Raw genomic sequence first — 14,392 nt, forward strand, 5'->3', positions numbered from 1 at the left:
GTCAGTCTTCGTGAGCGAGCTCACTCCTGCAGTCAAGCGTCATCGCCATAACCTCGCGCAGACCCTGGAATGCAACCTATGGGAGTGAGCATGCTCAGGGAGGGGCCAATACATTCAGCGCTGATATGGACTCCAGACATCAGCTTACGTGAGCAAGCCCACCCACAGGGTTAAGGGTTTGGCCACAACCTGGCCCGGACCCACTACTGCTCCGCATCCATGCCGTCCAGCCAGCGCGCTTCGGATCGGCGCAGGTGTTCGCGCATGGCGGTCTGGGCGCCGATCAGGTCGCGAGCTTGCACGGCCTTGAGAATGGCCTCGTGCTCAGCCACGGCCATGGCCCATGTTTCGCGGGTTTCGGAGTGTTCGCTGACGTGCGCGGTCAGCGGGCTGTAACGTTCCTCGAACAGCGAAGTGATGATGCGCACCAGCGTCGAGTTGCCGCTCATCTTCGCAAGGCGTTGATGAAACTTGCGGTCATCGTCCAGCGCCGGGACGCCTTTGAATGCCCCTTCGCGCATTTTCTCGATGCACGCCTGCAGGTAGCGGTAATCGGCCTTGGTACCGTGAATACAAGCCAGCATGACGCTCTCCCCTTCGATCAGCGCGCGGGCCTGCATCAGTTCGGAGGGGCTTTCGCCCAGGGTGCGGGTCTTGCCTTTCACCCCCAGCAAATGCTCGCAGACGTAAATGCCCGAACCCATGCGTATCTCGACGCTGCCTTCGATTTCCAGCGCAATCAGGGCTTCACGCAACGAAGGCCGCGAGACGCCAAGCAGTTGTGCCAGATCACGCTCGGGGGGCAGGCGCGACCCCGGCTTGATGCCATTCTTGCGAATGTGCTCACGCAGGCGGTCGGCGGTAATTTGGTAGAGGCGGCGTTCGGTAGGAAGGCTTGGCGCGGTCATGAATCACGTTCCGTCAGTTGCGCCGGAGCATATCACAGCCGTTCGCAAGCGCTCCCCCCACCGTTGGCGAGCAACGCCTGCCAATTGGCTTGCCGGGATTCGCAGCGCACACGCAATCCACTGTGGGAGCGAATTCATTCACAAAGCAAAGGTACAACCGATGTCTATTTATCGTCTGCCCCTTTGCTTCGTGAATGAATTCGCGTCCACAGGATTCTCGCGCGAACTCAATACCGCTGGCAGAAGACATCGACAGATCAGCGCTGTAAAGCCGACCTCAACCGCGTCTGCTGCAACCCGGCTACCCCCTCACCCATTTCCAGCAACGGCAAAAACCTGCGACGCTTTTTCTCTTCATGGTTTTGCGCGATGTCGGCGATCCGGTGCTTCAGAAATGGATTGAGAAAACGCTCGCGCACACTCGCCAGATAATCGCGCGCCTGCGACAGCTGGCCCCGTGCGGCGAACACGGGTAACACTTCCTGCGCCCACAGATCTTCCAGGCTCTGCCGCAGTAATGGATCGTTCATCGCCTCGTACACCGTTTCATCGGCAGACCGTTGCTCGATCTGCCAGCGTTCGGCAAGCCAGCTGTGACCCAGATTGAGCATGAACAGCTTGAAATGCTCGTACTGCTCAAGCTCATCGGTCAGCACTACACAGGGATGAACGCAGGGCAACAGCAGACCTTCCTGCCGTTCGATGGCCCAGATCGCGTAAGGCTCGGCCACCGCACCCACCGGTTTGATCGGTTGCGAGACGATGCGGTCGACCAGCGAGTTGGCCCAGCGACAGGTTTCTCGCAGATAGCCGGCGAACGCTGAATCCAGGCCCCAGCCCCTGGCCAGGCCGATCAGCAGATCACGCAACACATCGCCGTTGCGCGACACCAGCTCACAGGGAAACAACGACAGCGGCGCATGCGGGTTTCGCTGCCAACGATCATGCAACAGCACCAGCAACTTGGCCGGGAAGCTGATCGGCGCCGAAGCGTCCTCGGCCAACAGGGCCGGAACGTCCGCCGCATCCAACACATAGCCCTTGTCACCCGTATTGGAGATCACCACCTGCACGTCGCCAATGAAACCTCGACGAATCACACGCCAATCCAAACCCGCCTGTAACGCGGTTTTGATCGAACAAGACCAGTACTGCTCATCGATCACCTGCCCGTTGTCCAAACCCTGAATCCGCACCGGATACCCTGCTCCGCTGGCCAGCGCCTGCACCCGCTCGGCGCTGTCGGCACTGCCAGTGGTCTGCACTACGGTGACCTTGCCCAACGCCTGGCCGTTGCCCAGCGCCTGAGAGATGAACAGATCGACGTGGGCCTGGAGAAATCGACTGGTGCCAAATTGCAGAATCGGTGTGAGCGTGAAATCAGTCATCGAGCGCCCTCCTAGCATTCGACGATGGCTTTCACCACGCCCTGGGCGGGATCGAGCAAAGTCTGGAAACGTTCGGGCACCTCGCTGAGCTTCATGCGGTGAGTGTTGAGCGCGGCGTCGGGAATCAGGCCGTCGCGCAGGCACTGTTCGACGTAGCGGAAGTCCTCGACCGTGGCGTTGCGGCTGCCCATCAGCGTCGCTTCGCGCTTGTGAAATTCGGGGTCGGAAAAGCTGATGGTGTCGCGCACGATGGACACCAACACGTATTTGCCGCCGTGGGCAATGAACTCGAAACCGCGCTCCATGGCCTTGGCATTGCCGGTGGCGTCGAATACCACGTCGAAGAACTCTCCGTCGGTAAGCTGCTCCAGTTGTTGTTTGTCGTTCTCGCCAATCAGTACGGCTGAATCCACCTGCAGATGCTGCTTGCAGAAACGCAGGCGATCTTCGCGGGTGTCCAGCACTGTGACATTGGCGCCGCGCAGGCGGGAAAAGATCGCTACCGCCATGCCAATCGGCCCGGTGCCGACCACCAGCGCGCGCTGGCCTTTCTGAATGTCCGAACGACGCACCGCATGGGCACCAATCGACAGGAACTCGATCATGGCCGCCTGATCCAGGGTCACGCCGTTGGCCTTGAGCACGAACGCGTGAGGCAGGCTCAGAAACTCAGTGAACGCGCCATCGCGATGTACCCCGAGCACTTGAATGCGCACGCAGCAATTGGTCTTACCCTGGCGACAGGCAATGCAATCGCCACAGGACAGATACGGCATGACATACACCACATCGCCCGGCTCCAATCCGCTGCCTGCCTCGCTGTGCTCGACGATCCCGGAGAACTCGTGGCCCATCACCCGAGGGTATTCCAGAAACGGCTGGTTGCCATTGAAGATATGCAGATCGGTGCCACACACGCCGACACGTTTGATTCTGACCAGGGTTTCGCCCGGCCCGCGCTCGGGCTGTTGGCGATCCTGTGCAGACAGGGAACCGGGTGTTTCGCAGACGACGGTGAGCATGTGTTGTTCTCCAGACCAGGTGTGCCAGACAGCGAGAGGCCGATGGCCGGGGTTGATCGATTGTTGTTGTGACCCTGGAAGCGCCGCGTGGCTTATGAAGGCTGCTCCACGAAAACTGCTCCATGAAGCGGGGGCGACACTGGGGAAAAAGCTACACAGCGATTTTTAAATTGGCAAGGCCAATTAATTTTATTAGATATTGGCCTTACCAAATAAGGGACCGACAACAACCTGTCGCCTCGCGACGGACGGCTGTAAATCCCCAGCGGGCATCGCTATGATCGGAGCCCATGACCCCTACTCTGCCAATCCGCTCACCCTGTCCGCCCGGCGCCTGCGTCTGCGACCGCGAGCGTCTGCTGGAAAGCGCCGACACCGATCAGCGCATTCTCTGCCTGACCCGGCAGGAGGAAAAACGCCTGCTCGAACGTCTGGAAAACATCGCCAGCCTAACGGACCTTGAGCACATGCAACGGCGCATGTACGAACAACTTGGCATCCGTCTGCATATCGCCCCGGGGTTCAACGAAGTACGCAGCATGCGCGGCATCGCCATCGACATCGCCGAACTGCCCGGCATGTGCCGCAAGACCCGCGCCGCCATCCCCGCAGCGATCCGCCGGGGCCTTGAGAAACGTCCGGAAATCGCCTGGGGCCTGCTCAACGCCCATGACTTGTTGCGCGATGCTTGATCTCAGGCTATTCAGGGCTGTGCGCACGTGCCCTGACTACTCCCAGTCCGCCCTGGCGATTTTCAACCCGTGCAAGCCGTTGTACTCCGCGCGTTTCGGCTGTTCCCATCCCTGCAATAACGCCGGGTCGAGGTCATAGATCTCTACCCCCAACGGCCGGCATACGCTCAGTGGATCCTGCGCATCGGGTCCCCACATCGGCAGCGACAGATCGCCGCCCGGACAGGTTGACAAGGCACACAGCAGATCGATTTCCGCGAAGAACTCCAGATAATCGCCCTTCTGTGCCGGGCAGGCTTTCATGAAGTACATGTCGTCGTGGTTCAGCCCGGTGCATTGGAAGATGTTGAGCACATCATGCACGTCGAACTCGGTCAGGCCGTAAGGCAGTACGGCGCGGGTCAGATTGGAGTGGCAGTGATGGTGAAAATCTTCGCCGGTCAGCATTTTGTTCACGTAAGGATCGCAGCGAGTGCCGAGCAGGTCGTGCAGGCGGCCGCCATGCTCGTCGATGCCGTAACTGGCCAGACTGTCGTCGGTGATGGTAACCAGCGGCCGCAGGAACGGCAGGTTGGACCATAATCGGTCGTGGGTCGTGACGTGTGCGCCTTGCAATTGCCGGGTGCGCGCGGCCCACATGCGTTCCCGCGGATCGTTGGCATTCCAGACGTTGAAGTCGCCCACTTGCGGACCGACCGGGGTCGTCACCCGAAACACCTGGCCTGCCTTGACCTTCCACGCCCTGCCGGTGCGGATCGGCACTTCGAACTGCTCGGCAAGGGTGCGGCTGTCCGGGCTCTGGCGAATACGTTCATAAAATGCTGTGTCGACCTGCAACGCCGCGCCTTTGCTGACTTGATAGGCCGCTGGGTAGTCTTTGTACATGCGCAACTCCTCGCTCAATGGCTGGCGACGCTGGAAAGTAAATCCAGTGCCTGGTGTCTGGAATCTTCGAGATGGCTGGAGGGTGTAATAACCCGCTTCAATCAGAAGAGCATAGGACGTGCCAGATCTTACGATATCTCTGCGTCGCTGCAGGAGCGCGGGCAGTCGCACCAGAGCTGCCGCGCCATATCCTTCATCAGCAACGATTCTTCCCACCGATCCGTAATGTCGTGGCCAAACCTGTCAGTAATGGCATACGGCGGCGGCCCCAATTCACAGGTGAACGAGAGGCTGCCAAAAACCTCCCCGCGCCCAAGCCAATCCTCAATCCCGAACTTCCACCATTCGCTGAATAGCTCAACCCAGGGCCTGTGCTGTGGGAAGCTGATCGGCAGCTGCACCTGCTCGCAACTGGCAACACGCCCATGAAACCCCCAGCTGTTGCGCAGGATGCTCTGGATCTGCTGCTGATCGTCATCGCCCGGCGACAGAGGAATTTCGCGACCGACCACGTAATGCGACAGGTCCGCCAACAACTTGAGATCGGGCAGTTCCTTGAGCAGATCGAGGGTGAAATGCAAGTCGTTGGTGAGCCGATATCGATGGGTTTCCACCAGCACCGGAAAATCCACTTGCTCAGCCAGACGCTGCCACCCTTCAACCAGACGCACCGCTTGCTTCAAACTGCGAGGTCGACTGTCGGCCTGAATGGTGAGGTGATGACAGCCATACTGGCTGGCGACTTCCAGGGCGGGCTGCAGATCATCGACGGTTTGAGGAAACAGCTGGCCCTCGATCTGCAACCCGAAGCTGTTCGCCAGGCGCGACAATTCCCGTACCGCCACAGGCTCATAGAAGTGGTCGGTAATACCGTCGAATCCTGCTTCGGCGATTTTCGCCAGTTGCGATTCAAGGGACGACGGCAACACACCCTGATCGTTGTGCATCGCCCACATCGACTGGAACACCACAAACTCTCGGTTCCGAGATCTATCAGGCATGAGCACCTCGCAACAATCCCTTGAGCGAAACGCTGGCATCGGCCAGTTGCTGCGCTGGCAGCAGGGTCTGGCTCTCGATCAATCGCTCGCACAGCTTGATGTCCTTGGCGATGTTGTTTCCGGCGCCCCAGCCACTGGCGCCCACCAACCTTGATTGCCGGTCCAGGTACAGAAGAAGAAAACCGTCCTCCACCCCCTCGCGCTCGATGATCTGCGCGTCGGCTGCCAGCACGCCGACAGTCTGCAACCCGAACTCGAAGTGATCGGACCAGAAGCCCGGCACACCAGTGAACGGCTGTTGTTGACCGAGCATGTTCAATGCCGCCACTCGCCCCTGAGCCTCGGCGTTGCACCAGGTCTCCTGGCGATGAAACACGCCATCGTTCCGGGCAAATTCACACACATCACCTGCTGCGTAGACGTCCTCTGCACTGGTCTGCAGAAAAGCGTCGACCTTGATCCCGCTGCCAGTTTCCAGCCCCGCCTGATGCGCCAACTCCAGGTTCGGCTGCATGCCGATCCCCACCAGTAACACATCGCACGGTATTCGCTCGCCACTGGCCAGTTGCACCGAGTCAATCCGGTTTTCGCCGTGGAATGCTTCGATCTGCGCGGCCAGCCGCACCACCACGCCCTTGCAGCGGTGCAGGGTCAGCAATGCCTCGGATACGCGTGCCGGCAAAGCCCGCGCGGCCAGTCGCGCCCCGGCTTCCAGCACCGTCACTTCGCACCCACGGTCCCGTGCGCTGGAGGCCACTTCCAGCCCGATGAAGCCACCACCGACCACCACCAGCCGCGTGCCGGGTGACAGGCGTTTTTCCAGCTCGACCGCCTCATCGAAGGTGCGCAGGTAATGCACGTTATTGAGCTGATGCTCGGCCAGCTCAAGGCGCCGCGACGTCCCGCCGAGGGCCAGCAGCAGCTTGCTGTAGACCAGCGACACACCCGTATCCAGCACCACAGAATGCTGAGCGGTATCGATGCCGGTCACCCGAACGCCGCTCAAGTGCTCGATGCCGGACGCGATGAAACTCGCCTCACTGAACAGGCTGCACGACGCCAACGAACACTCTCCCTTGAAACCGCCCTTAAGCAGCGCCTTGGACAAAGGTGGGCGCTCGTACGGCAGGTGCGCCTCGTCGCCAATCAGCACGATGCGCCCGGCAAACCCGGCCTCGCGCAAGGTCAGCGCCGCCCGGCCCCCGGCGTGCCCGGCACCGACGATCACCAGAGTGTCCGAGGGGTTCATGCCGCGCCCTGCCCTTGCGTATCGAGCAACACCATGCCCGCTTCGACTTTGACCGGATAGGTCTTCAGATTGATGCACGCCGGTGCGTTCAGCGCTTTGCCGTTGCGATAGTCGAAGCGGCCGTTGTGCTTGGGGCATTCGATCACGAAGTCCATCACCAGACCGTCGGCCAGATGGATCTTTTCGTGAGTGCACAGGCCGTCGGTGGCGAAGTATTCGCTGTTGTGCGAACGGTAGACCGCATAGGTTTTCTGCTGGTGATCGAAGCGGATGACACCTTCTTCATCGATATCGTCGACGTGGCAAACCTCTACCCATTGATTGCTCATGGCAGTGCTCTCTTGTTCTTGGCGAATGGATGTTTCGTGGGATCTTCAGCTGAAGGCCGATTGCCGAGGTTCGGATGTCTCGCGCTCAACGGGTCCGGATTCTGCCGCAGCAACCGCCTGCGAGACGGGTTCGCGAATCGGGCGTTTGACGTAGTACGTGGGATCCTTGCGCTGTTTGAGCAGGGTCGGAATGATCTCCCGATAGGCTTCGGCGATGCTTTTATAAGGCGGCGGGCAATCGTCTTTTATTTCTTCATGAAGTCTGGCGAGCGCGTGATACGGCACCATCGGAAACATGTGATGTTCCAGGTGATAGTTCATGTCCGAATAAAGGAAACGCAAGACCGGATTCATATAGATAGTGCGGCAGTTCTTGCGATGATCGAGTTCATCTTCGGCCAGACCCACATGTTGGGTGAGCCCGAACACATAACTCAGCCAGCCGCCGTACATAGTTGGCAACAGCACATACATCATCGGCAGCCAGGAATGAAGGTACAGCGTCAGGGCGATGACCGCTGCGTGCAGGGCCAGCCAGATCCGCGCCGTGCGATAGACCTTGGGAAATTCGGCTTCGGGAACGAAGACTTTCTCTTCTTCCGTCATCTGCCCGGTTGCGTGCAGGAACAGCGACTTAAAGATGTTGTAGACATGGGGCAGCGACAGTAACTTGAGCACGATCATGTTCAGGCGTGGCGGACGGGGCTCGACGATTTCCGGGTCGCGGCCAACGATGATGGTGTCGGTGTGGTGCCGGGCATGGCTCCAGCGCCAGATCTGCGGTTCGTACATGACCATGAAGCAGGCAAGTTGATAGACCACGTCGTTCATCCAGCGGGTCTTGAACGCCGTGCCGTGCCCGGTCTCGTGCCAGCGCGAGTTGGCAGCCGTACCGTACAGCAGCCCGTAGACCAAAAAGAACGGCACGCAGGCCGCGCTGCCCCAGAACACGTAGCCGCCCCAACCGCTGAGGATCATCGCGCCAAGCCAAATGGCCGTGTCGCGAATCGCCCGGCCATCGCTGCGCCGCATCAGCTCTTTCATGCGTTTGCGCGGCACCGGGCACTGATACCAGACCGCCGAGACCAGACCTGCCTCTTCGGCACGCCGCGCCTGATCGCCGGTAAGGCTGTAGTCTTTTCCACGTTCAGGATCAAAGGGTATCTGGGACATTGTTATTGTTCTCCGGATGTTGAAAGTTGCGTCGATAAAGATCGCGCTGATTCAAACTCTGCTTCCAACTATAGAGATCGCGATGCCTGCAACAAGCGCTTGAAAGTATTCTCTCTCAAGCTATCATCCAGCCCTGATTGCGCTTGATAGTTTTCTATCAAGGCCATAAGAATCGGCCCTTCAAATTGGCCAGGGCGCCGTGACCAAGAGGCCTCATGAATAACAAGAAACGTCCTACTATCGCCACAGTCGCGCACTACGCCAACTTGAGTGTCGCCACCGTCGACCGGGTGCTCAACGCCCGCGCACCGGTCAATCCGCTAACGGCGGAGAAGGTTCACGCGGCCGCTGAAGCCGTGGGCTATTTCGCCGCACGGCTGATCTCGCAACGTATCAATGAAAAGAAGCCCGCCTACCACTTCGGCATCCTGTTGCTGGGCACCTCACAAACCTTCTACAAGACCCTGAGCGACGCCATCGTCGAGCAGGCCAGGGACTCGCGGGCAGCGAATATCGTCTGTCATGTGGAACTGATTCACGATCGCTCGCCGCAGTCGATCGTGGGCCAGATTCATCAACTGGCGCAGCAGTGCGATTGCCTGGCACTGGTGAGTTTCGAGCATCCGCTGATCATCGAGGCGATCGAGCAGGTGCGCCGGAACGGCGTCCATGTAGTGTCGCTGCTGACCGAGTTGCGCACGCTGGCGCCGGGCGCTTATGTCGGCACGGATAACCATGAAGTGGGTCGCACCGCCGGCTGGTTGATCGCTCACGGGTCCCCTGCTCAAGGCGGCACGGTGGCAGTGATGCTCGGCGGGTATCGGTTTCTCGGGCATGAACAGCGAGAAACGGGCTTGCGCAGTTTTATTGAAGAAAAAGCCCCGCAGTTTCGCGTGCTGCCTGCGATCGTGACCCTGGACAATGGCGCGATCACCGAGGAAGCGACCCTTGATCTGCTGGCCCGTTATCCGGACTTGCGCGGTATCTATGTCGCCGGTGGTGGGGTCGAAGGAGTGATCAGCGCACTGGCCGCGACGCCGCAACGGTCGCAGCTGAGCGTGATCCTGCACGAGCCGACCGTGGAGTCACGTCAGGCCATGCGCAAGGGGTTGGTGACACTGGTGATCGACTCGCAACCGCAGCTGATCGCCAAGGAGCTGATCCGGCTGATGGTGGAACTGCCCAGAACCCAGGAGATCGATCCGCAACGGCATCGCGTGTGCGTGCCGTTGCAAATTGTGACGCCGGAGAATATTTAAAACTGCGCTTTGGTTCAAAACCGTGGGAGCGAATTCATTCGCAAATCGAGGGTCCAGGCGATACATCCCCTTCGCCTGATCTACTTTCGCGAATGAATTCGCTCCCACAGGGGGGTGTGCACGCTGTCAGGCCAGGCGCTTGACCCGCATTGCCTCAACCGCCTGCGAAAACCTATCCACCGCCCAGCGCTCCCACACCGCTTGCTCCAGCAACTGTTGCCCGGTCTGCGGCGCCATGCCGTGTAGTGGCGGGTCGGTGTCCAGATTGGTCGGAAAAGAATACCCGTCCGCACTCATCGCAATCACCGCCTCCAGCCCCTGCTCATCCAGCTCGCCCTGCTCGACCCGTTTCAACAACAGCGGATACAACGCCAACATCATCCGCTCGCGGTTAACGGTTTCCATGGGCTTGCCGAATGCCGAGGATATCTGCAACAGGTTGGCCATCCGGTATTGATCTGCCGTGCGATTGGTCCCCGCCGCATGAAACAGCGCCGGGTTGAAGAACAGCAGGTCGCCCTTGTTCAACGGCAGCTGAATCGCATGACGGGTGAAGTAATCGATGAAGCGCTGATCACGCCAGGCCAGGTAACCCGCCTCGTACAGTTGCGAGAACGGCAGCAGCAAGGTCGGGCCGGTTTCCAGTGGCATGTCGGTGTGCGCCACGGCCCCTTGCAGGGTCAGGTTCTGCGACAGGCGATGCAGCGGCAACGGGAAACGCGCAGCCACCTCATCGCTCTGGAAACCCAGGTGATAATCGCGATGGGGTTGCTGCGCCTGCCCGCCCGGCGTCACCACATTGACCTGAGCCGTGGCCTGGAAATACGGCCCCAGCCAGGCTTCGGCGAGCAACCCGAGCAATGGATTGGCGTAATACTCGATGAATGAGTCGGGCGAGCGCTCGGCGGTCTTTTGCAAGGAATTCCAGATCCGCTGATTGGCCCCGGCCTTGGCGAAGTGATCGGCGCGCACCACGCTCGCCGCCTCCTCGGCAATGATCTGGCGGAACACTTCACTGTGCCGGTCGATCACTGTCAGATCAGGGTAAGCATCGCGCACCACCAGTACGCCGGGACCCTCACGAAACAGACGGTGCAATTCGCTCATCAGTGCCCTGCAGTCGTGCTGCCTTGCGCTACGCAGGGTGTTTGCGTGATAGACCACCACTCGGCTGAGCACTTCCTGCGCATGGGGATAATCAGCGGCATTCACCTGCTGTTCACACAGCGCGGCGAACGCCGAAACGTCAATATCTGCCGCACTCGCGAACAGGCTCACTGGCCTGCTCCGGCCACCCCATCCAGGGTCAGCGGCGCATCAGGGCGCGGTGTCGAGCCGTCGCCACAGCCCATGATTCCCTGCTCCATATCGATCACCGCGCCCGTGGTCAGGCCCGATTGATCGGACAACAGATAGGCAACGCTGTTGGCCACTTCCTGCGGTTTGAGCAGACGCCCGAACGGCGCTTGCGCCTCGGCGCGCTGCAACCAGCCGTCATCGGCGCCATGGTACTGACGCTGGATCTGGTCTTCATGGGGCGTGTCCATCCAGCCGATGTTCAGGCCGTTGACCCGAATCCGGTTGCGCAAGGTGCTGAACGCCACGTTCTTGGTCAGGATTGCCAGGGCGCCCTTGGAGGCAGCGTAGGCCGTCAGGAACGACTGGCCGCCATGCCCCGAAACGCTGAGGATACTGACGATCGAGCCTTCGACCTGAGTGGCGATCATCAGCTTGATGCATTCCTGCATGAGGAAAAACGGCGCTTTGACGTTGACCGCGAAGATGCGGTCGAACAGCTCTGGTGACGTGTCGAGGATGCTCCCGCGATCGGACATCCCCGCGCAGTTGACCAATCCATGCACCGTGCCGAAATGCTCTTTGGCAGCGGCGACGACACGGCGGCAGTCGTCGACGTTCTCCATGTCGGCTTCGACGAAGAACGCCTGACAGTCCAGTTCGGCCAGTTGCCGAACCTGCTGCTCGCCTTTGTCCCGGCTGCGACCGCAGATGATCAGACCTGCAGCGCCACGCCGGGCCAGGGTATGCGCCACGGCGGCCCCCAGCCCCTGAGTGCTGCCGGTAACGACGAAGTATTGGCCGGTAAATGAGGTGGATAGATCCGGCGAGTAAAAATCGAGTGGTGACATGCCTTTCTCCTGCTTTTGTTGTTTTTGGCTGCGGCTGAATCGTCATCGCAATGGAATTTAAATTCCATCTGTACAACGAATGGAACTGAGACTAGCATTGCGTTCACCTCACAGAGACCCGAATCGACCTCAACAAGACCTCAACCAGAGGCTAAGGGGATTGGATGCTCGACCGCGCCAGACGTTTTTCCATCAAGCAGATCGCCGCTCAAGCAGGGGTCAGCAAAGCTACGGTCGATCGTGTGCTGCACGAGCGCGGCAGTGTGCATTACCAGACCAATCGACGGATCCAGCAAGCCCTGGAAGAACTCGAAGCTCAGGAGAAATCCGGGCCGGCGATGGGTCGCACCTTTCACATCGACATCATCCTGCATACCCCAAAACGCTTCAGCGATGCGGTGCAGGAAGCCATTCACGCGCAATTGGGCAGCCTGGCGCCCTTCCGGATCTTCCCGCGCTTTCATTTGTATCAAGAGATCGACACCCAGCAGATGAGCGACCTGATCCTGCGTTGCGTCGGCAAAGGCAGTCAGGGGCTGATCCTCAAGGCCGCCGACGAGCCGCAGATCAACGAGGCGGTGAATCAGGTCACGGCAGCGGGCATACCGGTGGTAACCCTGGTGTCTGACCTGCCGCAGAGCGAACGCATCGGCTACATCGGCATGGACAATCGCACCGCCGGGCAGACCGCCGCTTACCTGATGTCGCGCTGGCTGGATAACGCCGCACAGGAGGTCGCGGTGGTGATCAGCAGCGAATTGTTTCGCGGCGAAGAAGAACGCGAAATGGGCTTTCGCACTTGGCTGCGCAGCCGTGCACCGCATTTGCGGGTGGTCGATATCAGCGGCGGCTTCGGGGTGTACGAGCCGACGCTTGAACGCGTGACCCAGGCATTGCTGGCCCACCCGTCGATCAAGGCGATCTACAGCGTCGGCGGCGGCAATCGCGCCATCGTCGATGGGTTCGCCGCACTGGACCGGTCGCTTGCCGTGTTCATCGGCCACGACCTGGATCAGGAAAACCGCCAACTGCTGGCCGAAGAAAAGATCGCCGCAGTCATCGACCACAACCTGCAGGTCGATGCACGTCATGCGTTCCTGCACATCCTGCAATTTCATCGGCTATGGAAGGTCGATCCGATCCCATCCTCACCCGTGCAAATCGTCACACCGTTCAATCTGGCGCACTGACAGCGTTTTTCCTGTTCACCCCATCTACCCGACAACAACAATCCCAGGAGATCCACCCATGCTACGCATCGCAGTCCTCGGCGCAGGCCGCATCGCCAACATTCATGCCGCCAACGTCGCGGCCAACCCCGACGTGCACCTGTCGGTGATCGCCGATCCGTGGCGCGAAGGCGTCGACAAACTCGCGGCAAAACTGGGCTGCGCGGCGGCCTATGATTGCGCCGAGGCGATCACCCGGGATGACGTCGATGCGATCGTGATCGGCACGCCCACCGACACTCACATCGACCTGATGCTGCGCGCGGTGAAACTGGGCAAGCCGGTGCTGTGCGAGAAGCCCATCGACCTGGACTTCGCCAAAGCCGCCAAGGCGGTGGAGGACATCGAGCGTCTGAACGGCAGCGTCATGCTGGGCTTCAACCGCCGTTTCGACCCGGACACCCTGCAGATGCGCAAAGCCATTGCCAGCGGCAGCATCGGTGAGGTGCGTCAGGTGGTGATCACCAGCCGCGATCCGGGTCTGGCGCCGGTGGAATACCTCAAGCATTCCGGTGGCATCTTTCGCGACATGACCATCCATGATTTCGACACCGCGCGCACCCTGCTTGGTGAAGAGCCTGTGGAAGTGATGGCCATCGCCAGCCGACTGGTGGACCCGGCACTGGCGCAGATCGATGATTACGACAGCGTGATGGTCCTGCTACGCACCGCCTCCGGCAAGCAATGCCACATCAACTGCTGCCGGGAAGCGGTTTACGGCTATGACCAGCGTCTGGAAGTGTTCGGCTCCAAAGGCATGATCCTCAACGACAACCACCGTCCTAGCACTGTACGCAGCTACAGCGCCACCCAGACCGAAGCACGCGAACCACTGGAGAACTTTTTCCTGGAGCGCTATGCCGATTCATACCGCAACGAACTTAACCAGTTCATCGAGGCCCTAAACGCCAGGGAGCCACTGCCGACCAACGCGCGCGATGGGTTGAAGGCGTTGCATCTGGCCAACTGTGCGCTGGAATCGATCAAGACCGGACGTGCGGTGAAGGTCGAGGTTTAATCCCGACCCCTGGCGCTCCACGCCAAACATTGTAAGAACCGGCTTGCTGGCGAATGCGGTATGTCAGTGAACATATACCTAGCTGATACACC

14 protein-coding genes are annotated in these 14,392 nt (G+C 60.0%); 4 read left to right on the forward strand and 10 right to left on the reverse strand.

Annotation, left to right across the window (positions count from 1 at the left end):
- Positions 1-203: 203 nt before the first annotated feature.
- The 3 genes from ACRER8_RS15635 to ACRER8_RS15645 all read right to left on the reverse strand — a co-directional run bounded on the left by ACRER8_RS15635 (position 204) and on the right by ACRER8_RS15645 (position 3,318).
- Complete coding sequence (locus ACRER8_RS15635; protein WP_431747141.1) at positions 204-908, reverse strand: FadR/GntR family transcriptional regulator; 705 nt, start codon at positions 906-908, stop codon at positions 204-206.
- A gap of 257 nt (positions 909-1,165) precedes the next feature.
- Positions 1,166-2,296: a mannitol dehydrogenase family protein gene (locus tag ACRER8_RS15640; RefSeq protein WP_431747142.1), complete on the reverse strand. Its 1,131-nt coding sequence runs from the start codon at positions 2,294-2,296 to the stop codon at positions 1,166-1,168.
- Positions 2,297-2,307: 11 nt separating this feature from the next.
- The gene (locus ACRER8_RS15645; RefSeq protein WP_431747143.1) at positions 2,308-3,318 is read right to left on the reverse strand and encodes a zinc-binding alcohol dehydrogenase family protein; all 1,011 of its coding nucleotides are present in this window, start codon (positions 3,316-3,318) and stop codon (positions 2,308-2,310) included.
- A gap of 290 nt (positions 3,319-3,608) precedes the next feature.
- On the opposite strand from ACRER8_RS15645, the gene ACRER8_RS15650 reads away from it, so the two are divergent.
- Positions 3,609-4,010: a hypothetical protein gene (locus ACRER8_RS15650; RefSeq protein WP_431747144.1), complete on the forward strand. Its 402-nt coding sequence runs from the start codon at positions 3,609-3,611 to the stop codon at positions 4,008-4,010.
- 36 nt (positions 4,011-4,046) lie between these two features.
- Here the strand turns inward: ACRER8_RS15650 and ACRER8_RS15655 are convergent, their stop codons facing one another.
- The 5 genes from ACRER8_RS15655 to ACRER8_RS15675 all read right to left on the reverse strand — a co-directional run bounded on the left by ACRER8_RS15655 (position 4,047) and on the right by ACRER8_RS15675 (position 8,647).
- Positions 4,047-4,895 carry an urea carboxylase-associated family protein gene (locus tag ACRER8_RS15655; RefSeq protein ID WP_431747145.1) on the reverse strand — a complete coding sequence of 283 codons (849 nt, stop codon included), beginning with the start codon at positions 4,893-4,895 and terminating at the stop codon, positions 4,047-4,049.
- A gap of 128 nt (positions 4,896-5,023) precedes the next feature.
- On the reverse strand, positions 5,024-5,896 hold the full coding sequence (locus ACRER8_RS15660) for a sugar phosphate isomerase/epimerase family protein (RefSeq protein ID WP_431747146.1): 873 nt from the start codon (positions 5,894-5,896) through the stop codon (positions 5,024-5,026).
- Positions 5,889-7,145 carry an NAD(P)/FAD-dependent oxidoreductase gene (locus ACRER8_RS15665; protein WP_431747147.1) on the reverse strand — a complete coding sequence of 419 codons (1,257 nt, stop codon included), beginning with the start codon at positions 7,143-7,145 and terminating at the stop codon, positions 5,889-5,891. The genes ACRER8_RS15660 and ACRER8_RS15665 overlap by 8 nt, the downstream gene beginning before the upstream one ends.
- Entirely contained in the window at positions 7,142-7,474 is a 333-nt protein-coding gene (locus ACRER8_RS15670; protein ID WP_431747148.1) for a MocE family 2Fe-2S type ferredoxin, read from the reverse strand. The genes ACRER8_RS15665 and ACRER8_RS15670 overlap by 4 nt, the downstream gene beginning before the upstream one ends.
- 45 nt (positions 7,475-7,519) lie before the next feature.
- Positions 7,520-8,647 carry a fatty acid desaturase family protein gene (locus ACRER8_RS15675; RefSeq protein WP_431747149.1) on the reverse strand — a complete coding sequence of 376 codons (1,128 nt, stop codon included), beginning with the start codon at positions 8,645-8,647 and terminating at the stop codon, positions 7,520-7,522.
- A gap of 215 nt (positions 8,648-8,862) precedes the next feature.
- Between ACRER8_RS15675 and ACRER8_RS15680 the strand changes: the two genes are divergently transcribed.
- Positions 8,863-9,906, forward strand: coding sequence for a LacI family DNA-binding transcriptional regulator (locus ACRER8_RS15680; protein ID WP_431747150.1), 1,044 nt, complete (start codon positions 8,863-8,865; stop codon positions 9,904-9,906).
- Between the two features lie 126 nt (positions 9,907-10,032).
- Here ACRER8_RS15680 and ACRER8_RS15685 read toward each other — a convergent pair whose 3' ends face one another.
- Together ACRER8_RS15685 and ACRER8_RS15690 are read right to left on the reverse strand one after the other, a co-directional pair.
- Positions 10,033-11,184, reverse strand: a complete 1,152-nt coding sequence (locus ACRER8_RS15685; RefSeq protein ID WP_431747151.1) for a phytanoyl-CoA dioxygenase family protein — start codon at positions 11,182-11,184, stop codon at positions 10,033-10,035.
- A complete protein-coding gene (locus ACRER8_RS15690) occupies positions 11,181-12,053 on the reverse strand; it encodes an SDR family oxidoreductase (protein ID WP_431747152.1) in 873 nt (290 codons plus the stop codon). The genes ACRER8_RS15685 and ACRER8_RS15690 overlap by 4 nt, the downstream gene beginning before the upstream one ends.
- 164 nt (positions 12,054-12,217) lie before the next feature.
- Here ACRER8_RS15690 and ACRER8_RS15695 point away from each other — a divergent pair, with 164 nt between their 5' ends.
- A complete protein-coding gene (locus tag ACRER8_RS15695; RefSeq protein ID WP_431747153.1) occupies positions 12,218-13,243 on the forward strand; it encodes a LacI family DNA-binding transcriptional regulator in 1,026 nt (341 codons plus the stop codon).
- A gap of 58 nt (positions 13,244-13,301) precedes the next feature.
- The gene (iolG, locus tag ACRER8_RS15700) at positions 13,302-14,300 is read left to right on the forward strand and encodes an inositol 2-dehydrogenase (RefSeq protein ID WP_431747154.1); all 999 of its coding nucleotides are present in this window, start codon (positions 13,302-13,304) and stop codon (positions 14,298-14,300) included.
- Positions 14,301-14,392: the final 92 nt, after the last annotated feature.

Origin of the sequence: Pseudomonas sp., from assembly GCF_050739935.1 — a bacterium.
GTDB lineage: Bacteria > Pseudomonadota > Gammaproteobacteria > Pseudomonadales > Pseudomonadaceae > Aquipseudomonas.